Annotated in this window: 20 protein-coding genes; 4 read left to right on the top strand and 16 right to left on the bottom strand. The window is 71.7% G+C overall.

All coding sequences use genetic code 11. The features are described from left to right. Positions 1–3 precede the first annotated feature (3 nt). The 13 genes from F8566_RS36665 to F8566_RS36605 form a co-directional block, all read right to left on the bottom strand. Positions 4–2,979 carry a glycine--tRNA ligase gene (locus F8566_RS36665; protein WP_151566606.1) on the bottom strand — a complete coding sequence of 992 codons (2,976 nt, stop codon included), beginning with the start codon at positions 2,977–2,979 and terminating at the stop codon, positions 4–6. A gap of 69 nt (positions 2,980–3,048) precedes the next feature. After that, entirely contained in the window at positions 3,049–3,831 is a 783-nt protein-coding gene (locus F8566_RS36660) for a phytanoyl-CoA dioxygenase family protein (protein ID WP_151566474.1), read from the bottom strand. A 42-nt stretch (positions 3,832–3,873) separates the two neighbouring features. After that, positions 3,874–4,464, bottom strand: a complete 591-nt coding sequence (locus tag F8566_RS36655) for a prepilin peptidase (RefSeq protein WP_151566472.1) — start codon at positions 4,462–4,464, stop codon at positions 3,874–3,876. A 43-nt stretch (positions 4,465–4,507) separates the two neighbouring features. Next, positions 4,508–5,215, bottom strand: a complete 708-nt coding sequence (locus F8566_RS36650; protein ID WP_151566470.1) for an SseB family protein — start codon at positions 5,213–5,215, stop codon at positions 4,508–4,510. Positions 5,216–5,284: 69 nt separating this feature from the next. Continuing rightward, on the bottom strand, positions 5,285–6,403 hold the full coding sequence (locus tag F8566_RS36645; RefSeq protein WP_151566468.1) for a barbiturase: 1,119 nt from the start codon (positions 6,401–6,403) through the stop codon (positions 5,285–5,287). 6 nt (positions 6,404–6,409) lie between these two features. Next, entirely contained in the window at positions 6,410–7,429 is a 1,020-nt protein-coding gene (locus F8566_RS36640; RefSeq protein ID WP_225993831.1) for a carbamate kinase, read from the bottom strand. Between the two features lie 99 nt (positions 7,430–7,528). Further along, on the bottom strand, positions 7,529–8,716 hold the full coding sequence (locus F8566_RS36635; RefSeq protein ID WP_151566466.1) for a CU044_5270 family protein: 1,188 nt from the start codon (positions 8,714–8,716) through the stop codon (positions 7,529–7,531). Beyond that, complete coding sequence (locus F8566_RS36630) at positions 8,713–9,273, bottom strand: RNA polymerase sigma factor (RefSeq protein ID WP_225993830.1); 561 nt, start codon at positions 9,271–9,273, stop codon at positions 8,713–8,715. Before F8566_RS36630 ends, F8566_RS36635 begins: the two co-directional genes overlap by 4 nt. A gap of 87 nt (positions 9,274–9,360) precedes the next feature. Further along, positions 9,361–10,524, bottom strand: coding sequence for a pyridoxal phosphate-dependent aminotransferase (locus F8566_RS36625; RefSeq protein ID WP_151566464.1), 1,164 nt, complete (start codon positions 10,522–10,524; stop codon positions 9,361–9,363). A 68-nt stretch (positions 10,525–10,592) separates the two neighbouring features. Continuing rightward, complete coding sequence (locus F8566_RS36620; RefSeq protein WP_151566462.1) at positions 10,593–11,198, bottom strand: response regulator transcription factor; 606 nt, start codon at positions 11,196–11,198, stop codon at positions 10,593–10,595. Continuing rightward, positions 11,195–12,424 carry a sensor histidine kinase gene (locus tag F8566_RS36615; protein WP_151566460.1) on the bottom strand — a complete coding sequence of 410 codons (1,230 nt, stop codon included), beginning with the start codon at positions 12,422–12,424 and terminating at the stop codon, positions 11,195–11,197. Before F8566_RS36615 ends, F8566_RS36620 begins: the two co-directional genes overlap by 4 nt. A 61-nt stretch (positions 12,425–12,485) precedes the next feature. Beyond that, positions 12,486–13,316, bottom strand: a complete 831-nt coding sequence (locus F8566_RS36610) for an ABC transporter permease (RefSeq protein WP_151566459.1) — start codon at positions 13,314–13,316, stop codon at positions 12,486–12,488. Further along, a complete protein-coding gene (locus tag F8566_RS36605) occupies positions 13,313–14,239 on the bottom strand; it encodes an ABC transporter ATP-binding protein (RefSeq protein ID WP_151566457.1) in 927 nt (308 codons plus the stop codon). Before F8566_RS36605 ends, F8566_RS36610 begins: the two co-directional genes overlap by 4 nt. Positions 14,240–14,413: 174 nt before the next feature. Between F8566_RS36605 and F8566_RS36600 the strand changes: the two genes are divergently transcribed. Next, positions 14,414–15,217 carry a carbon-nitrogen hydrolase family protein gene (locus F8566_RS36600; protein WP_151566455.1) on the top strand — a complete coding sequence of 268 codons (804 nt, stop codon included), beginning with the start codon at positions 14,414–14,416 and terminating at the stop codon, positions 15,215–15,217. 29 nt (positions 15,218–15,246) lie between these two features. On the opposite strand, the gene F8566_RS36595 is transcribed toward F8566_RS36600, so the two are convergent. Further along, positions 15,247–15,891 carry an NAD(P)-dependent oxidoreductase gene (locus F8566_RS36595; RefSeq protein ID WP_151566453.1) on the bottom strand — a complete coding sequence of 215 codons (645 nt, stop codon included), beginning with the start codon at positions 15,889–15,891 and terminating at the stop codon, positions 15,247–15,249. Between the two features lie 86 nt (positions 15,892–15,977). Between F8566_RS36595 and F8566_RS36590 the strand changes: the two genes are divergently transcribed. Further along, on the top strand, positions 15,978–16,559 hold the full coding sequence (locus tag F8566_RS36590; RefSeq protein WP_151566451.1) for a TetR/AcrR family transcriptional regulator: 582 nt from the start codon (positions 15,978–15,980) through the stop codon (positions 16,557–16,559). A gap of 9 nt (positions 16,560–16,568) precedes the next feature. Here the strand turns inward: F8566_RS36590 and codA are convergent, their stop codons facing one another. After that, positions 16,569–17,867 (bottom strand): cytosine deaminase, encoded by a 1,299-nt coding sequence (gene codA / locus F8566_RS36585; RefSeq protein ID WP_151566449.1) that lies wholly within the window; start codon positions 17,865–17,867, stop codon positions 16,569–16,571. Positions 17,868–17,884: 17 nt separating this feature from the next. Further along, a complete protein-coding gene (locus F8566_RS36580) occupies positions 17,885–19,282 on the bottom strand; it encodes an acyl-CoA synthetase (protein ID WP_225993829.1) in 1,398 nt (465 codons plus the stop codon). A 58-nt stretch (positions 19,283–19,340) separates the two neighbouring features. On the opposite strand from F8566_RS36580, the gene F8566_RS36575 reads away from it, so the two are divergent. Continuing rightward, positions 19,341–19,892 (top strand): uridine kinase family protein, encoded by a 552-nt coding sequence (locus F8566_RS36575; protein WP_151566447.1) that lies wholly within the window; start codon positions 19,341–19,343, stop codon positions 19,890–19,892. A gap of 171 nt (positions 19,893–20,063) precedes the next feature. Next, positions 20,064–20,534, top strand: coding sequence for a GAF domain-containing protein (locus F8566_RS36570; protein WP_192810043.1), 471 nt, complete (start codon positions 20,064–20,066; stop codon positions 20,532–20,534). Positions 20,535–20,550: the final 16 nt, after the last annotated feature.

Here is a 20,550-nt window from a genome sequence, read left to right as displayed (position 1 = left end):
GGCTCAGGCGATCTGGGGCCAGTCGAGGATCGTGACCAGGTCGCGGATGTCGGCCAGGAAGCCCAGCCGGTTGGCGCGCACACCGGGGTCCTTGTCCATGACCATGACGTCGTCGAAGTAGGTGTCGATGGGCTCGGCCAGGGGCAGTGCGGCCGCGGTGAACTCGGGGAGCGTCGCGTAGCGCGGAAGCTCGGCCCGGACGCGGACGAACGTGTCGTACAGGCGCTGTTCGGCGGGCTCGGTGAAGAGCTCGGGGTCGTATTCGGGCCGGGTGCCCTCGGGGACGATGCGGAGCACTCGCTGGAGCGCGGTCGTGAGCCGCTGGAAGCGGTCGTCGCCGAGGAGCTTGCCGAGGTCGCCGGCGGCGCGTTCGGCATAGGCGGGCGATCCCGCGTGGGGCATGACGGCCCGGACCACCTGGACGGGGTGGCCTTCGTCGATGAGAGCCTGTTCGAGGCGGCGGGCGACGAACCGGTTCGCCTCCGCGAGGGCCTCCGGGGTGACCTCGACGAGCTGGTTGTGGGCGGCGATCTCCAGGCCCTCGTCCACGGTGACGGCCGCCAGGCGGGGGTTGGTCCGCAGGATGGCGGTGAGCGCCAGGGCCGCACGGCGCAGGCCGAACGGGTCGGATCCGCCTGTGGGGGCGGAGCCGACCGCGAAGAGCCCGGCGAGGAGGTCGAGCCGGTCGGCGACGGCGAGCAGCGACCCGGCGACGCCGGTGGGGAGCGCGTCCCCGGCCGAGCGCGGCAACTCCATCTCGTAGAGGGCCTGGGCGACGGCCTCGTCCTCGCCCGCGCGGCGCGCGTACTCGCGGGCCATCGTCCCCGCGAGGCTCGACAGCTCGATCACCATGGACGTGGCCAGGTCGAACTTCGCCAGCTTCCCGGCCCGCCGGAGGACCTCGAACTCCTCGTTGGACAGGTCCACGCGGCTGGCGAGCTCGTTGGCGATCGCGCGGATGCGGGTGGCGCGGTCGGCCATGGAGCCGAGGCGGTCGGCGAAGGTCAGCTTCTCCAGGCCGCCCTTCAGCTGCTCGGGTTTGCTGCGCAGGTCGTGCTGGAAGAAGAACGCGGCGTCCTCGTAGCGGGCGCGCAGGACGGCGGCGTTGCCCGCGGCCACCGCCTCGGTGTCGCAGGCGCCGTTGGCGACGGTGACGAAGTACGGCAGGAGGCGGCCGGTCGACGAACGCACCGGCAGGTACCGCTGGTGCTTCTTCATCACGGTGGTGAGGATCTCTTCGGGCAGCGTGAGGTAGGACTCGTCGAACGAGCCCAGCACGGCCGTGGGCTCCTCCACGAGATTGACGATCTCCTCGACGAGGGCGTGCTCCGCCGGGAGGTCGATGGCGCCGTCGACCGACCGGGCCAGGGGCCCGGCGGCCTCGACGATGCGGGAGCGGCGGCGGGCGATGTCGGGTTCGATGCCGTTCGCCCGGAGGGTGGAGATCAGCTCGGCCGCGTGCGGGACGGAGACGAGGGGCCGGTCGGCGGTGCGGTGCACGCGGGTGTCGCGGCCGGTGGTCATCCCGGCGACGGTCACGGGGACGACATGCTCGTTCAGCAGTGCGACGAGCCAGCGGATCGGGCGGCTGAACGACAGGCCCGGGGCGTTCCACCGCATGTTGCGGTCGGCGCGCAGCCCCTTGACCAGGCGCGGGACGAGGTCTGCGAGCACCTGCGCGGCCGGGCGGCCGGTGACCGTCCGGACGAGCCCGGCGTACTCGACGTCGCCGAGGGTGACGGTGCCGACATCGGACGGCGCGACGCCCTGGCCGCGCGCGAAGCCCTGGAGTGCCTTGGTCGGGTTGCCGTCCGCGTCGTACGCGGCTGACAGCCGAGGGCCCTTCACGACCTGTTCGCGATCGGGCTCCCGGGCGTGGAGCGCGGTGACGACGGCGATGATCCGGCGCGGCGTGGCATAGGTCTCGACCACGGACTCGTCGGCGTGGAGGCCGGTCTCCTCCAGGCCTTCGACCAGAGCCCGGGCGACGTGCTCGGCGGTCGGCGCGACCTCATGAGGGGGCAGCTCCTCGACACCGATCTCCAGGGCGAACGTGCCGTCGCCGCTGATCTCCGGGAGGGCGGACGAGGTCTCGGAGGCCGCCGGTGCCTTGATCGCGGCGTCGCCGAGGGGGTGGTCGAGCTCGGCGCGGCGTTCGACCCAGAGCTCGGCGACCTCGTGCGCGAGGCCGCGCATGCGGGCGAACGCGCGGGCCCGCTCGGTCGTGCCGATCGCGCCGCGCGAGTCGAGGACGTTGAAGGCGTGCGAGCACTTGAGGACGTAGGAGTGCGCGGGCACGGGCAGCCTGGCGTCCAGCATCCGCCGCGCCTCGGTCGCGTACGCCTCGAACAGCTGCCGGTTCGTCTCGATGTCGGCGTCGTCGAGGTAGTAACGGCTCATCTCGTACTCGGACTGCCCGAACGCCTCGCCGTAGGAGATGCCCGGCGCGTAGGCGATGTCCTTGAAGTGCGAGACGCCCTGGAGCGCCATGATGATGCGCTCCATCCCGTAGGTGATCTCGACCGAGACCGGGTCGAGCGTCAGCCCGCCGGACTGCTGGAAGTAGGTGAACTGCGTGATCTCCAGCCCGTCCAGCCAGACCTCCCAGCCGAGGCCCCACGCGCCGAGCGCCGGAGACGCCCAGTTGTCCTCGACGAACCGCACGTCATGGGCGTCGAGGTCGATCCCGAGGGCCCGCAGGCTGCCCAGGTACAGCTCCTGCGCGTCGCCGGGCTCCGGCTTGAGGATCACCTGGAACTGCGTGTGCGTCTGCAGCCGGTTGGGATTGTCGCCGTACCGCGAGTCGTCGGGGCGGACGCTGGGCTCCACGTACGCGACGCGCCACGGTTCGGGGCCGAGCACGCGCAGCGCGGTCGCCGGGTTGAGGGTCCCGGCGCCGACCTCGGTGTTCATCGGCTGGGTGACGAGGCAGCCGCGCCCCGCCCAGTAGTCGGTGAGCCTGATCAGGGCGTCCTGCATGGTCAGCACGGGCGGTTCCTCCGGATGGCGACGGATTCTCAGCGTACGGCGGTCACCACCCGGGCGGGGTCACCGCCCGAGACCTCGCCTGACCGCCACCTCGACCGGTGAAGAGGCGCCGTCGCTGCGCTCCAGGTCGAGCCGCCGGTCGGCCGCCGGGAGGAGCGGCGGCTGTGCCATGAACCGCGGCTCGGTGCCGTGATGCGGCTGGGCCGCGTGGACGATGAACGGGTGGCAGAGATAGACGTCACCGGCCTGGCCCGTCGCGTAGGTGACGGGCCGGTGCTCGCTGGCGGGCACGGCCTGCCCCGCCAGCTCCATGAAGGTGAGGCCCTCCTCTCCCGCCGGTTCGAGGATCGGCGGCACGTCCAGGTGCGAGCCGACGCGGATCCGCGTCGGGGCGTCGTCCTTGCCCACGTCGGAGAAGAGGAAGAGCATCAGCAGTGCCCGCCCCCTGGAGAAGAGGTTCGTCCGCCAGCTCATGATGTTGTGGACGTCGTCACCGGGGAAGCTGGCCTCGACGTGCCAGCCGTCGTCGCCGGGCTCGTCGTCGCTGGGAAAACGGACAGGGAAGGTCCCGAGACCGCCCTGCGGTTGCCAGCGGCCCTCCCCTACCAGCGTGTCGAACGCGGCGTGCAGGCGCGGTGTGTTTGCGGCCCGCCGGAAGGGCTCTTGCGCGTAGTGGCCGAGCCGCACGACGGGCTCGGTCCAGGTGGAGCGGTCGTTCGGATCGGCGCCGGTGTCCCGCCAGAGGATCTCGCGGCACTCCGCCACGAGATCCCGCGGGACCGCTCCGTCCAGCCGCACGAAGCCGTCCCGGATGAATGCCTCCACCTGCGCGTCATCGAGCATGATCCTCAGCATGCCCGCCGGTGGCCGCATCTGGCCAACGATTTATCCGGCGTGCACGAGGACGGCGAGGAGGGCTCCGGCCAGCAGGAACGGCCCGTACGGCAGCTCGGATCTCCGCCCGGCGCGGCGTGCGACCAGCAGCCCGGCCGCGACGAGCCCGCCGATCACGAAGGTGGCGGCGACGCCGAGAAGCCAGCCGTCCAGGCCGAGCCAGCCGAGATACAGCCCGAGCACCCCGGCGAGCTTCACGTCGCCCAGGCCGATCGCGCTCGGCATCAGCAACCACTGGACCGCGAACAGCGCCCAGAGTGCCGCGAGCCCGAACAGCGCGTGCAGGAAATGCCCGCCGCCGTCCTCGGTGAACGGCGCGGCGCCCCCCAGCAGCACCGCTCCGATGCCGTATGAGGGCAGCGTGAGCGGATCGGGCAGCCGTTTGATCGCCACGTCCACGAACGCGAGCGCCGTCCCGGCTGCCCCGAGGTAGAGGAACGCGGGCAGCACGGGCTCCGCGCCGATGCGCCAGGCCAGCAGGGTGAGCACGGCGACGCAGGTGAGGACGGCCGGCACGGGCCTCGCCCGCAGCGGCTCGGTCCAGTCGGCCCGGAACGACCAGACCGCGGGGGGTGCCTCCACAGGCAGCGACCCTAGCGGGGAGCGGCCCTGGCGGGGAGCGGCCCTAGCGGGCCGGGCCGCCGCGCACCACGGTGAGCTCGACGCCGCCGACGATGCGGCCGCGCAGGAGCTCGGCGAGGCGGTCGGAGACACGCTGGACGGTCACCCGCTCGTCGTGGCCGGCCACGACGGCGAAGCGGATCGCCAGCTCGGCGGCGCCGCCCCTGGTGACCTTCACGCCGCTCACGCTCGGGTCGGAGCCGAACGCGGCCTCGATCACGGCGAGCACCTCGGGGTCCTCGTGCGGCGGCGGGACCGGGTCGCCCTCGGCCAGCAGGTGCAGGCGGAGCCCGTCGACGGCGAACGGCACCGGCCCGGCGACGTCGACCACGAGCGCGTGGGCGCCCTCGTCGAGCGCGGCCAGGCAGGCCTGCCGGGTGTGCACCGCGACCGGGCGGGCATCTGGCCGCCAGGCCTGCAGGGTCTCCACGGAGGTGAAGCCGAGCACGCCGCGCCGCCCGTCCTCACCGACGAGCGTCGGCAAGGCCATGTCGCTGGACTTCTCGCGGCGGAGCCCGCCTGGGGGGACCGCCTCCTCCTCGGTGAGCACGGCGACGACGGGCACGAGCAGGCGCGCGTCGTGCAACTCCTGGAGCACCGCGTGCTCGCCGACTCGCCCGGCCGCGTATCCGGCGAGCGCCTCGGCCAGCCGCGGATCGGCGCCGCCGTCGTCCGCGGGGAACTGAGGTTCGGGAATGGTCTTACCGGGCACGGCAGAGAGGCTATAGCCTCCCGCGACCGCACAGGGTGCTTACGTCAGTACTCTCCGATATCTGGAGTGTCATCCCAGGTCGGCGATGGCGGCGACCGTTCCGCCGCCGGATGGGCCCTGATGCACGGCGGCCACCGACACGAACACCGCGGGATCGCCCGTGACCGAGGCCGCGACGCCGCCGACGCACGCCTTGATCTGGCGGTGCCAGTGCACGTCGGAGTCGTCGAGCATGATGTTGCGGCGGCCCCGGACCGAGCCGCTCGGGTCGGCCTCGCACTTGATGAAGACGTTCACGAGCCGGTCGCCGAGATCGGCGGTGCGCGGCCGGTCGGGCAGGTCGAGGCCGGACGACCGGATGGCCTCCCAGATGCCGTCGGCGTCGAGTGCGTCCTTCATCACACCGTGCCCGGCGCGGTAGCGGCCTCCGATGCCGCGCACGTTGCCGACGACCACGATCTGCGCCCGGTCCAGCTCCACGCCGGACGAGCAGGACGCCACCGACGAGTAGAGCGACAGGTCACGGTGGATCTGCTCGGCGGTGGGCTGCTCGATCTCGCCGAGCGCCACGGCGATGCCGAGCGCGGTGGTCGAGTTGGAGATGTCCATCGACTTGAGCGTGTCCTCGGTGACGACGCCGTGACCGCGGCGCTTGGCGTCGTTGATCGTGTCGAGGGTCAGCAGCGGGGTCTTGGTCTGGACGTAGTGCACGTCGGCCGGGTCGTCGATCCCGGCGATCTTCATGGCCTCGCGGACGCCCGCGGCGACCTTGTCCACCATCGCGGGCCGGCCGATGTCCTCGGGCAGGATGATCTCGCTCATCGCGACGCCGACCGACAGCCGCGGCTCGTCGGAGGCGGGCACGGTGCCGGACAAGGACGCCGGGTCGACCGTGGCGAAGACCGTCGCGTGCGGGCTGAGAACGCCGTCCGTGCCGCCCGACCACACCAGCGGGATGCCGCGCACCTCGTCCTCGGTCCGGGTGCCCTTGGCGAGCAGCACCTCGCGGAACGCCCGGTCGGCCAGGATGCGGGTGTAGTCGTTCACGCCGCCGTTGCCCTCGGTCTTGCCCACCACCGCGAGCACCCGGTCCGCCTCGATGACGCCGTCGTCGATGAGGCGGGCCAGTCCGGCGGCGTCGGTCACGCTCTCGATGGGGATCTTGCGGACTTCGATCGGATCGGGCACGTCGTGTCACTCCTCGCGTTCGATGGTCGTCCCGGCCTTGCCCTCGACCGCCTCGGTGATCCGGTCGAGCGAGGTGATCGCCGCGCGCCGCCCGCCGCCGTCGATGAAGCGCAGCAACGCCTCCACCTTCGGCCCCATGCTGCCACCGGCGAAATGTCCCGCGGCGGCCAGGGTGCGCAGTTCGGCGACGGTCGTCCGGTGGAGCGGGCGGGCGCGCGGCGTGCCGAACCCCACCATCACGTGCTCGACGTCGGTGGCGATGACCAGGGTGCGGGCGCCCAGCCGCCGGGCGAGCAGCTGGGCCGCCAGGTCCTTGTCGACGACGGCCTCGACGCCGGCGAACGCCCCGTTCTCCCGGACGACCGGCACTCCCCCGCCTCCGGCCGCCACCACGATGTGGCCCGCCGCCAGCAGCGCCTCGGCCGCCGCCGCGTCCAGGATCTCCAGCGGATCGGGTGAGGCCACGACCCGCCGCCAGCCGCGTTCGCCGAACGACTTCCACGACTGGCCGATGGCCATGAACCGCTCGGCCTCCGCCGCCGGGAAGTAACGGCCGACCGGCTTGACCGGATCGGTGAACCCGCGGTCGGCGGCGTCCACCAGCGTGCGGGTGACGACCGTGCCGACGGGCCGGGACACCCCGCGCGCGGCCAGCGCCCGCTCCAGGGCGTTCATGATCAGCACGCCGATGGTCGCCTGGGTCTGCGCCCCGCACCAGTCCAGCGGCACGGGCGGCACCACATGCGCGGCCAGCTGGTTCTTGATCAGCAGATTGCCGACCTGGGGGCCGTTCCCGTGCGTCAGCGCGACCTCGGCCCCCGCGGCGACGAGATCGGCGACATGCTCCATCGCGGCCGCGATCGCCGCCGCCTGCGCCGCCGGCGTGGCGCTCCCGTCCGGCGCGGTCATCGCGTTGCCGCCGAGCGCGATCAGGACCCGCTCGCCGCCGAGCGGTCCTCGCGCGCCGGACGATGCCGGCTGGGCCGCCCGCTCGCCGTCGAACGGCGGCCCGGTGTGGCTGTTCACGGGCCGACGCTATCCGCGAAACGACCGGCGCTCATGGGCAGAATCCGCCCAAGGAGCACCGGTCGTTCGGCAAATCTGGCCCGATTGGCCCGGCGGCTGTCAGGGCCGGGCGCCGAGCGCGTTCACCCAGCCCATCGCCTCGTAGGTCATGGTGAGGAACGGGCGCTGCCCATCGGATCCGCGCGCCTCGTACGACAGGAGCCGGCCGGTCTCCGGCGAGACGATCAGCCGGTACTCGGTGATGTCGCCGCCGCTGACGTGAGTCTGCTTCCCTCTTGCGGGCATCGCCACCGAGACGCCACGGCGGCCCTTCTCGTCGGTGACCTCGCCGACGAGACGCAGGCCCGGCTGCTCCGCCAGGACCTTGAGCATGGCCGCGCGGGTTCCCGGCTTGATCGGGCCCGCCAGCAGGTCCTGCGCGGTGGCCCACACATACTGGGTGAAGCTGTCCTGGAGCGGGTACTTCGGGTCGTTGACATCCGCCTTGTACCGGCGGCGCAGCTCAGCCGCCAGGGCGCCCGCCTCGGTGGGCAGCCTCGACAGCTCGGCGAACGTCACGTTCCGCTGGCCGATCGTCAGCCGCATCGGCTCCCGGTAGTCGTTGACGTGCCGCTTGGCCGACCACGATTCGAGCTCGGGCGAGCCCATCGCCCGCCACTTCGCCTCGTCGGCGGGGGACGCGAAGGTGGTCTTGCGGTCGATGCCGACGACGGACCGGGTGACATCGCCCTTGTCGCGGGCGAGCCAGTGCTCCTGGGTGTGCGAGATGTACGCGGTGAACGGGATCTTCAGCCTGGCCTTCCTGTTGACGCGCGGGCCGCCGCCTTTCTTCTTGAGCTGCTTGATCTGCGGGATCGAGCCCGCGACGCGCATCGTCGTGCGCTGCCTGTCGTACCAGTAGCGGGAGGGCTTGCCCGGATCGCGCTCGGCCGCCTGGGCGGTGGCGAGCAGCACGCTGCGAGCGTCGCTGTACGGCGCGGCCTGCTCCCGCCCCGGCGTCGTCGTCTGGGTCTGGTCTCCGTGGTCGGTCGCGACGATGACACCGGCGGCTGCACAGGCCGCGGCGGCGACCCCCGCGATCAGCAGCACCGGCCGCCGCCGCGCCCGGCTCGACACGACGTCGTTCCGCGTGCCCGTGATCGTGTCGGCGCGCATGGCCGTTGCGAGATCGTCGTCGCGGCGCCGCTGGTAGGCGTACTCGGCGGCGTCGTCCAGCGCTGCCGGGCGGAGGGCCTGGAAGGTCTTGTCGGGGTCGGTCGCGGGAGGCATGGTCGCTCCGGGGTTCATCGGGCCGCCTCCTTGGCGACCGGTGCGGATACGGGGCGCTGAACGGCGGCGGGACCGGCCTCGGGGCCGTTCTCCAGCGCCTTGGCGAGGCGTTTGCGGGCGCGGTGCAGGCGGACGAAGAACGCGGCGCTCGAACAGCCCACGACCTTGGCCGCCTGCCGTGGATCCAGGCCGTGCCAGTTGACGAGGGAGAGCACTTCGAGGTCTCGTTCGGACAGGCCTGCCACGGCGGCGAGGGCCGTCTCGCGTTCGACGACATGCTCGGCGACGTCCCACGCGGCCACGTCGGCCGGACCGGTGAGCTCCGCGATCCGTTCGGCGAGCACGCGCCGCCTGTGACCGTGACTGCGCTGCTTGTGCAGCAGGTTGCGGGCGACGCCGAGCAGCCATGGCAACGGAGGCTCGCCGATGTCGCCCAGCCTGCGCCAGGCGATCAGGAACGTCTCGCTCGCTATGTCCTCGGCGGTGTGCGGCTCGGCATGGGTGAGCGCGTACGCGAGAACGCGCCGGTAGTTCTGGTCATACAGCCTCGTGAACCGTGATTCGGGGTCATCCACGGAGGCCCTCCGCTCCAGGGGGTCGGGATCATTGACATGAGGTAGTCCCTCGGGAGCGGCCCCGTTTACATCCCGGCCCCGAAAAGATCAGTGGAGCCTGGCCAGCCGTTCCACGGCCTCGTCGATGACCTCGTCCTTTTTGCAGAACGCGAACCGCACGAAGTGCGCGCCGGCTTCGGCGTGGTCGTAGAAGACCTGCGTCGGGATCGCGACGACCCCGGCCTTGTCCGGCAGAGCCCGGGCGAGCTCCATGCCGTCGCTGAAGCCCAGCGGCCGGATGTCGGCCTGCACGAAATAGGTGCCCTGCGGCCGGTAGGTCGCGAACCCGGCCGCTTCCAGCCCGGTGATGAGGCGATCCCGCTTGGCCTGTAGCGACGTGCGCAGTTCCTCCACCCACGGCAGCTCGTTCTGCAGCGCGTAGGCCGTCGCCCGCTGCCACGGGCCGCCGGTCGCATAGGTCAGGAACTGCTTCACCGTCTGCACGGCCCGGATGTAGCGGGCGGGCGCGGTCACCCAGCCGGTCTTCCATCCCGTGACCGAGAACGTCTTGCCCGTCGAGGAGACCGACACGGTCCGTTCCCGCATGCCGTCGAGCGTGGCCAGCGGGATGTGCTCGACGTCGTCGAACGTCAGGTACTCGTACACCTCGTCGGTGATCGCGATCAGGTCGTGCTCCCGGCACACCCCGGCGATGACGTCGAGCTCCTCCCGCGTGAACACGGTGCCCGCGGGGTTGTGCGGCGAGTTGACGAGGATGACGCGCGTCCGTGGGCCCACCGCCGCCCGCAGCTCGTCGGGGTCGAACGTGAAGCGTCCCTCGACCGGCCGCAGCGTGACCGGGCGCCGGATCGCCCCGGCCAGCGCGATCGTCGCCGCGTACGAGTCGTAGTAGGGCTCGAAGACGATGACCTCGTCGCCGGGCCCGGCCAGCGCCAGCACCGACGCCGCGATGCCCTCCGTGGCGCCCACGGTGACGAAGACCTCGGCCGCCGGATCGAACTCCAGCCCGTACCGTGCCAGCCGCTGCGCCGCGACGGCCTCCCGCAGCTCGGGCAGGCCGGGCCCCGGCGGGTACTGGTTGCCGCCCGACCGGATCGCCTCGACGGCCGTCTCGAGCATCGTGGGCGGGCCGTCGGTGTCCGGGAAGCCCTGGCCGAGGTTGATCGATCCCGTCGCCACGGCCAGCGCGGACATCTCCGCGAAGATCGTGGTCCCGAATCCCTGCATGCGCGGTACGAGCGGTTCTCCCACGGCGTCCACCATAGAGCCCGGTTCCAGGCACGGGTCAGATCCAGGCTCGGGTCAGATCCAGGCACGGGTCAGATCCAGCCGGTCTCCCGGGCGGCGCGGACGGCGGCCAGGCGGTTGGACTCGCCGAGCTTGGCCATGGCGCTGGAGAGGTAGTTGCGGACCGTGCCCTCGGTGAGATGGAGCAGGGTGGCGATGCGGGCGGTCTCGGTGCCGGCGCCGATGAGCCGGAGGATCTCGCGTTCACGTTCGGTGAGGGGGTTGTCGCCGGCGGCCATCGCGGCGGCGGCGAGCTCGGCGTCCAGGTAGCGGCCGCCCTCGTGGACCTTGCGGATGGCGGCGGCGAGCTCCTCGGTGGGGGCGTCCTTGGCGACGAAGCCGCGGACGCCCGCGGCCATGGCGCGGCGCAGGTAGCCCGGGCGGCCGAGGCTCGTGAGGATGCACACCGCGCAGCGGGCGCCCGCGCGCTGGAGGTCCTCGGCCACGGAGAGGCCGTCGGCGCCGGGCATGTCGATGTCCAGGACCGCCACGTCCGGGTCGTGCTCGGCGACGGCGGGCACGACCTCGTCGCCGCGGCCGAGCTCGACGACGACCTCCAGGTCGCCCTCCAGGCCGAGCAGGGCGGCCACGGCGCCGCGGATGAGGCGTTCGTCGTCGGCCAGGAGGATCCTGATCACACCGGGCTCCCGCTCTCGGCGAGCTCCACGGCGTCCTCGGCGGGCAGGGGGATCACGACGCGCAGCAGGAAGCCGTCGCGGCCGTCGCGGCCGGCGGTCAGCTCGCCGCCGACCACGCGTACCCGCTCGGTCAGGCCGGTCAGGCCGGATCCGGCGTCGCCGCGGGGGCTGCGGACGCCGTCGTTGCTCATCTCCAGGACCACGGACTCACCGTAGAGGGCGAGCGAGATGCGGCAGTGCCGCGCCTCGCTGTGCTTGATCACGTTCGTGGCGCCCTCCCGGATCACCCACGCCAGGACCGATCGGATCTCCGGTGGCAGGTCCGGCGGGGGCGCGGTCTCGCAGCGCACTCCGGCCGCCTCCAGCACGGCGCGCACACCGGCCAGCTCGGCGTCGAGCTCGACCGCGCGGTAGCCGCGCACGGCGGCGCGCACCTCGCGCAGGGCACCCCGGGCGGCGGTCCGGACGTCGGCCATCTCGGCGCGGGCCCGGGCGGGGTCGGCCTCGGCCATCCGCATGGCCAGCTCGCTCTTCACCGCGATGAGGGACAGGCTGTGGCCGAGCAGGTCGTGCAGGTCGCGGGAGAAGCGCAGGCGTTCCTCGGTGACCGCGAGCCGGGCCTGTGCCTGGCGCGAGGCGTGCGCCTCCTGGTGCAGGTCCCACATGCGCATCTGGTACCGGTTGATGAAGACCACCACGGCGCAGCTGACCGCGAGGATCCCGAACGCGAGGGGGATCACGTACCAGTGGGCGGGATCGGCGTACCAGCGCAGCGGCCGGTCGGAGACGGCCAGGATGAACGGCGTGCACCAGGCGGCGGTGCCGAGGATGACGAGGGTGGTCCAGCGGCGGGTCCGCAGGAGCGGGGCCGCCGTGGCCGCCCAGAAGATCGGCACGAGCGTCCAGAGCCCGTGCGAGAGGATCATGACGCTCAGTGCCCCCGCCGCGACGCCGCCGAACGCGATGCTCTGCCTGTCCACGCGGCCGTGCAGCCAGCCGCGCAACATCCGCATGTAACACCAGAGGAAGGCGCCGAGCCCCGTGACGGCGGCGATGAGCACGGAGAGGTGAAGCGAGCCGTCGTCATACCGCTGGACCAGGGCCATCCCCGGCGTCACCACGAGCGTGACCATGGAGAGCAGGAACATGCGGTACGTCAGGCGGCGGAACTTCTCGAACTCGCGGGCGGCCCGCTCTTCCAGCTCCGCCGTCGTCGCCACGCCCATTTGCCCGTTCCGTCCTTTCTCGCCAGGAACCCTATCCAGACCTTGTGGTGGCCGGGCCGGGTCAGGCGTGCCGTGGTTCCCAGCGGAACCAGCGGCGAGCCGACCAGAGACCGACGACGGTCCACAGGGCGAACACCGCGAAGGGCTTGAGGCAGCGGATCCAGGCCTCGACGAAGCCGATGTCCGACTGGGTGCCGCCGACGGTGTGGTCCTGGCCGAAGTAGCCGGTGCGGACGATGTCCACGAGCGGGCTCAGCGGCAACATCCCGGCCGCCTCGCGCGCGGCCCCGGGCAGGAACTCGAGGGGGAACATCACGCCCGACCCGGCCATCGAGGCGAACATGACCGGCACCACGGTGAGCTGCGCCATGTCCGCGTTCGGGGTCAGGCCCGAGATCGCGAACGCCAGCAGTGCGAACACCACGACCCCGGCGAGCATCCCGGCCAGCATCAGCAGCGGGTTGGCCGGCCATGGCCCGCCCAGCGCCGTGCCCAGCACCACCACGAGCAGGAGCGCCTGGATCAGGTAGATGGCTCCCGACACCACGAGGCTGCCACCGAACACCTCGGAATCGGACAGCGAACCGCTGCGCAGCCGCTTGAGGGTGAGGTCCTCGCGGCGGGCCGTGAAGACCGACACCAAGTTCATGAAAACGGCGAAGACCAGGAAGAACGCCAGGTAGCCGGTGCCGGCGAAGAGGGCCATGTCCAAACCGCCGGTCTCCTGGCCCCGGAAACCGAACAACATCCCGCCGAACAGGAGCGGCATGCCGACGACGGAGAAGAGCACGCTGCGATTGCGCAACAGCAACGTCAGATCGAGCCGGGCGACGGCGAGCACATGCGAAAGGCTCATCGGCTGAACAAGGTCCTTGAGCCGCGAGGAGTTCATCGGACCGCTCCTTCCGGGGTGGCGGCGGCCGTGTGGAGGAAGACGTCTTCGAGGGAGGCGCTACGGGCCTGAAGGCCGTCGAGTTCGAGCCGATGGTGCTCGGCCCAGCGCAGCAGCTCGTACAGCGACGCCTGCAGACCCTGAACGCGGTATCCGGCCACGGCCCGGCCGCTCTCGACCGCGATGTCGGCGACCGCTCCGCACAGCGTCGGCAGGTCTGAGACCGGGACACGGTCCGGCACCCGGAACGTGATCCGGTCGCCCTGCCCGGCCACCACGTCCGCCACCGTCCCGGCGACCTCGATCCGGCCCCGGTGCATGATCGCCAGCCGGTCGGCGAGCTGCTCGGCCTCCTCCAGGTAGTGGGTGGTCAGCAGGACCGTCGTGCCGTCGGCGACCAGCTCCCGGACGATCTTCCAGGTGGCGTGCCGCGCCTCGGGGTCCATGCCCGTCGTGGGCTCGTCCAGGAACAGCACCCGGGGCCGCCCGAGCAGCGCCAGCGCCAGATCCAGGCGGCGTTTCTGCCCACCGGAGAGTTGCCTGGTCCGAACCTCCGTCTGCTGCGGCAGCCCGACCATCCCGAGGACCTCGTCCCGCTCCCGGGGCGACGGCGTGAACCGGCGCCACTGGTCGACGGTCTCGGCGACGGTCAGATCCGCGAAGAACCCGGCCTCCTGCAGCATGATCCCCAGCTGCGGCCGGAGGGCCCGGCGCTCGCGGTACGGGTCGTGCCCGAGCACCCGCACGGTGCCGGAGCCGGCGTTCCGGAATCCCTCAAGCGTCTCCAGTGTCGTGGTCTTCCCGGCCCCGTTGGTGCCGAGGAGCGCGAACAGCTCACCCTCCCCGACCTCGAACGAGATGCCGCCGACCGCCTCGAAGTCCCCGTACCTCTGCCGGAGTTCGTTCACCAGAATGGTCTGCATACGCCAACCCTCGCGCCGGCGCCCTGCCACCCGGTAGAAGCCGCTGTCACCCGTTCCGGACGCGCCTGTAACCCGCCTTACATGACACCTGTCATGTAAAACGCCCGCACGTAGCCAAACACCCCCGAAGACGCAGCGTCCGCACTAACGGGGGATCAACGTACGCTTGGGGACATGCGCGTAGCCCTGTGCCAGATCGTTGTCGGCGACGACCCCAAAGAGAACCTGCGGACGGCGCTGGAGGCCATCTCCGAAGCCTCGGCGACACCGGGCGGCGTCGACCTGGCGGTGTTCCCCGAGGCCACCGTGGTGCGTTTCGGCAACGACCTCGCGGACGCCGCCGAGCCCCTGGACGGCCCGTTCGTCACCGCCCTCCGTGAGGCCGCGCGCGAGCACGGCACCGCCATCATCGCGGGCGTCTTCGAGCCCGCCCCCGAGGGCCGCGTCTACAACACCGTCGTCGGCATCGACTCCACGGGCACCCTCGCCGGCTCGTACCGGAAGATCCACCTCTTCGACGCGTTCGGCGACCGCGAGTCGGACGACGTCGCAGCCGGCGGCGAACCCGTGGTCCTCGACCTGGCCGGCACGCGGATCGGCCTGATCACCTGCTACGACGTCCGTTTCCCCGAGCTCGCCCGCGCCCTGGTCGACCAGGGCGCGGAGGTGCTGGTCGTCCCCGCTGCCTGGGCCCAGGGCGTCTTCAAGGAAGAGCACTGGACGACCCTGGTCCGCGCCCGCGCGATCGAGAACACGACCTGGGTCGTCGCCGTGGACAAGGCCCCCGACCGCACCAGGCCGCCGCGAGGCGCCCCTGGCGGCGTGGGCCGCAGCCAGCTCATCGACCCCATGGGCACGGTCGTCGCCGACCTGGGGCCGTTCCCCGCCGTCCGGGTGGCCGACCTGGACCCTGCCGTCACGTCCCAGGTCCGCACGTTCCTCCCAGCCCTGGCCCACCGCCGCCCCGACCTCTTCTGACCCACGGCACGTTCTGACCCACGGCACGGTCAGTTGGCGACGGAGACGATGTGGCCCGTGGAGGCCGGGTCGTCCACGACGTCCAGCAGGGCCTTGGCGAGGTCGGCCCTGGTGATCATCCACCCGCCGCGGACGTTGCGATCGACGGCGCTGCGATAGGTGCCCTTGGCGGGCTTGTCGGTGAGGCGCGGCGGGCGCACGATGGTCCAGTTCAGCGCCGAGGCGCGCACCTGCCGCTCGGCCACGAGCATGTCAGTGAACGTGTGCTTGAGGATCGGCTGCAGGATCATCGGCTTGACCACGTACCGGGTGAACGGGTCGTCACCGGCGTCGGCGGCCAGTCCGCTGGCGCTGACCATGACCAGCCGCCCGCCGCCGCCGGCGGCGTCCATCGCGCTGATGATGCTGCGGGAGCTGTCCGCGCAGACCGTGGTGGGGGCGCGGCCCCCGCGTGATCCCATCGCGCTGATGACGGCGTCGCAGTCCTTGACGGCTCTGGCGATGGACGCGGGGTCCATGACGTCGGCCTCGACGACGGTCATGCGTTCCCGCAGGGTGGCGGGCAGCCGGGACTCGTCGCGCACCACTGCGGTGACCTCGTGGCCGGCGTCGGCCGCCTGCCTCACCACCTCGACGCCCGTGCCGCCGGTCGCCCCGAAGATCGTGAGCTTCATGCCGCTCCCTCCGCTGGGGGTTAGTAAACATTCACTCACCCCCATTATCGTGGGTAGGTCTTCACTCACCTGTCAAGCGGGGGCCGATGAGCACACGTGAACGGATCCTGGACGCGGCCGCGGAGATCATGCGCACGCGCGGGGTCGCCAGCACCACCACCAAGGAGATCGCGCGCGCCGCGGGCTGCTCGGAGGCGCTGCTCTACAAACACTTCCGTGACAAGGAAGAGCTCCTGACGTACGTGCTCAAGGAGCGAATGCCCGCGTTCAACGGAATCCGGCATCCAGGCGAGGCCACCGTCGAGGAGAACCTGGTGGCGATCACGCATGGCGCACTTCGCTTCTACACGCGCTCGTTCCCGATGATGGCGTCGATGGCGGCACAGCCGAAGCTCATGGCCGCGACCCGCGACTCGATGAGGAAGTACCAGGCGGGACCGCACGTCGCCGTCGACTGGCTGGCGACCTACCTGGCCGGCGAGCAGCAGATCGGACGCGTCTCACCGGACGCCGACATCCCCGTGATGGCCGCGCTGCTGATGGGTGCCTGCTTCCAGCAAGGCTTCCTGCACTACGTCCGAGAAGGCGTCGACGGTGAGGAGATTCCCAAGTCCCTCGCCGAAAGCCTGGTCCACGGCCTCCTCCCCGTCCTCGCTCCCGCCGGCTGAGGCCACGGCTCAGCGCAGGCTTCTCCGGTCGCGGTTCCTGACGAAGTCGATGTCCTCGGGCTCGCGCCCTGGCCAGGTGAGACGGGTGGAAGCGGGAGGGGTCTCGGCGATGATCCGGCCTCGCGACACGACGTGGCTCGGCCGCGTTTGGCGGCGTACGGCGTCGAACGGGGATGCGGCGGGCAGCACGACCAGGTCGGCGGGGCGGCCCGGTTCGATGCCGTACGCGTCGCCCAGGTGCAGCACGCTCGCGGCGCGTTCGGTGACCATGGCGAACGCCTCGTCGATCTCGGCGGCGCCGGTGAGCTGCGCGGCCGCGATGCCGACCAGCGCGACCTGCAGTGGCGAGGCGGTGCCCAGCGGGAACCACGGGTCCATCACGTCGTCGTGCCCGAACGCCACGTTCACCCCTGCGCCGAGCATCTCCTTGACCTGCGTGAGGCCACGCCGCTTCGGATGGTCGTCGAACCGGCCCTGCAGGCAGAGGTTGGCGAGCGGATTGCAGACGAGATTGATGCCCGAGCGGGCGAGGATCCTCCGCAGCTTGTAGGAGTAGGCGCCGTTGTACGAGCCCATCGCGGTGGTGTGCGACGCCGTGGCCTTGTCGCCGATCCCGCCGCGCCGGGCGAGCGTGGCCAGCACCTCCACGAACCTCGACTGCTCGTCGTCGATCTCGTCGCAGTGCGCGTCGACCAGCAGCCCGTACCGCTCCGCGATGCCGAACGCGATCTCCAGCGACCGGACGCCGTCCTCACGGGTGTCCTCGAAGTGCGGGATGGCGCCGATGACGTCCACACCGCGCCGTGCCGCCTCCTCGAGCAACCCGGCACCGTTCTCGTACGAGCAGATGCCCTCCTGCGGAAAAGCCACCAGCTGCAGGTTGAGAACGTCACGGACCTGTTCGCGCACTTCGAACATGGCGTCCAGCGCGACAAGCCCAGGGTCGGTGACGTCCACGTGGCTGCGAACGTGCAGGACACCGTTCGCCGCGTACCACCGGAGCACCTCGGTGGCGCGGGAGATCACGTCTTCGCGGGTGAGCGTCCGCTTGCGTTCGCTCCAGACCGCGATGCCCTCCCACAACGAACCGGAGGCGTTCCAGCGAGGTTCGCCCGCGGTCAGCGTCGTGTCGAGATGAACGTGCGGTTCGACGAAAGGTGCGCTGACCAGCGCACCGTCCACATCCAGGGACTGTGCCCCGGCGCCCTCCCCCGCCGGCACGACACGCCCGAACCGCTCCCCGTCGAACTCGATGTCACAGAGGCCGTCGCGCCCTACGAGCCGGGCGTTGCGGAGAAGCTGAATCATGAGGTCTCCAGGGTGGGTCAGGGGTGGAGGCGGGTTTTCACTACCTTTCCCATGGCGTTGCGGGGCAGGGTCTCCACCAGGTGGACGATCCGGGGGCGCTTGTGGGTGGAGAGGCGTTCGGCCACGAAGTCGATCAGCTGTTCGCTCTCGATGCCTTCGGCCACCACGAAGGCGGTGACCTGCTCGCCCAGGTCGGCGTGCGGGGTCCCGATGACGGCGGCCTCCCGCACGGCCGGGTGCGCCAGCAAGGCGTTCTCCACCTCGCCGGCACCGATCCGGTAGCCGCCGCTCTTGATGAGGTCGGTCGAGGCCCTGCCGACGATCCGATGCCAGCCGTCGGCCCCGATCGTGGCGATGTCGCCCGTGCGGAACCAGCCGTCCGCGCCCAGGGCCTCGGCGGTGGCCTCGGGCCGGTTGAGATATCCGCTGAAGAGCATCGGAGCTCGGACATGGAGCTCGCCAGGAGTCTCGCCGTCCGCAGGGCTGGGTGAGCCATCCTCGGCCACGAGCTTGGTCTCCACGCCTCGGAGGGGCGTACCCACGTACCCCGGGCGTCTGTCGCCGTCGGCGCGCGCGCTCACCGTGATGAGGGTCTCGGTCATTCCGTAGCGTTCCACTGGGCGGTGGCCGGTCAGCGCCTCCAGGCGTTCGAACACCGGGACAGGCAGGGGCGCGCTCCCCGAGACCAGGAGGCGCGCGCGCCGCAGTTCCTGGGCTGAGGCAGGGGCGTCACAGACCCGCGACCATACGGTCGGCACTCCGAAGTAGAGCGACCCGCCGCGCGAACGTGCCGCCGCGTAGGCCTCGGCACGCGGACGCCCGGTGTGGACGAGCGGCGAGCCGACCCGCAGGGCCCCCAGGACTCCCAGGACCAGGCCGTGAACGTGGAAGAGCGGGAGTCCGTGCACGACCACGTCCTCGGGCGTCCACGCCCAGGCCTCGGCCAGCGCATCCAATCCGGCGGCCATGGCAGCCCGGGACACGAGCACGCCTTTGGGCGCGCCCGTCGTGCCGCTGGTGTAAAGGATCAGCGCCGTCGCATCGGCAGGGGTGCCTGCCTCCGGCCCGCTTCCGGAGAGCCCGTCGACCGGGATGACCGGCGGGCCCTCCCCCTCGTAGGCACCACGCGCCGCCAGCACGAACCGCGCGCCCGAATCCCGGAGGATGTGGTCGCGTTCGGCCGGGCCCGAGTCGGGCGGCAACGGGACCACCGGAACGCCGGCCAGGAGCCCGCCCACCACGGCGGCGACGGTCTCCAGCGTCGGCGTCGCGTGGACCGCCACGACGTCCGCGCCCCGGATCTCGGCCGCCACGCCGGCCGCCCAGCCGAACAGTCCCTCCCGCGACACCGCCCGGTCACCGACCCGCACCGCCTCGCCGTGGTCGGCCTGCTCACCGCCGAGCAGATCCATCATTCGCCCTCCCGGAGTCCCCTGCACCTGGCCAGTATCCGCTCTGCGAGTATTCCGTCCTGTGGTCGACGTCCGGGGGCTGGCCGCGCGGCTCCTCAGGCTGCCGCCGTCGTGCGGGCCGGTGCGGGTCGTGGCCGTCGACGGGCCGAGCGGTGCGGGCAAGTCGACCTTGGCGGACGCGCTCGCCGAGGCGCTCGGTGGCGCTCCGGTGGTCCGGTCCGACGACTTCCGCGTGCCGTGGGACGCCGACCCGCTGACCTGGTGGGAGCCGCTGCGCGTGACGGTGCTCGACCCTTTGTGCGCGGGACGTCCGGCAAGGCTGCGGCGGTACGACTGGCGGCGCGACTCGTACGGCGTCGAAGAGGAGATCCCGCCGGCCCCCGTGCTGATCGTGGAGGGCGTGGGGGCGGCGTGGCGGGAGTCCCCTGCCGCGTACCGGATCTGGATCGACGCGCCCAGGGACGTCCGGCGGGCGCGCGCCCTGGCCCGCGACGGCGCGGAGTGGGCCGCGGCGTGGGACGGCTGGGCCGCTCGCGAGGAACGCCATTTCGCCGCTGACAGGACACGCGGACGCGCCGATCTGACGGTCGACGGCGGCATCGGTGATCATTGACCGCCATCGGCCCGACCTCCTGGTTTCGCAATGATGGAACACCCTCCGCACCGCGATCGAACAGGCTACGGTGAGTCCATTCACGCATCCGCCCTGCCCCCTGCGGATCGTCAGGCGGCGGAGGACGTTGAGGTGCCGCGCAACAGCACGGAGTGCCGCAGGGCGTCGATCATGGATGTACTCGCGTCCACGTTGGCGTCCACGGCGGCCGCCGCGGACGTCGGGGGGTCGGGGCTCATCCTGGTCAGCGACGGCAAGCCGCGCGCGATCGGAGGCAGCGACGCCGCGTGCAGAGCCCTGGCGCACGCCCAGGTCACCATCGGCTCCGGCCCGGCCTTCCGCTGCATGGTGTCCGGATGCCCGGTGGGCATCGAAGACCTGCTGACCGGCTATCCCCACGGTCATCCCGAACTCGCCCCCTACTCGGGCTCCGTCCGCGCCGTGCTCTCGGTGCCGATCCGCGTCGGCAGGGTCGTCACCGGGGCGCTGGATTTGTACGACCGGACGGCCCACGACTGGCCCTCCCGGCAACTCGCCGTCGGCCGCGAACTCGCGCAGGTCATTGCGGCGATTCTCTACCTGCTCGCCTCTGACCCGCAGGGCCGCTCGGTGTCGAGCCCCCTTTCAGGGGTACCCCAATGATCCGTGAATGTCAGGT

The sequence above is a fragment of the Actinomadura rudentiformis genome (genome assembly GCF_008923185.1).
Lineage (GTDB): Bacteria > Actinomycetota > Actinomycetes > Streptosporangiales > Streptosporangiaceae > Spirillospora > Spirillospora rudentiformis.
This window is presented reverse-complemented; position numbering and strand designations above follow the sequence as displayed.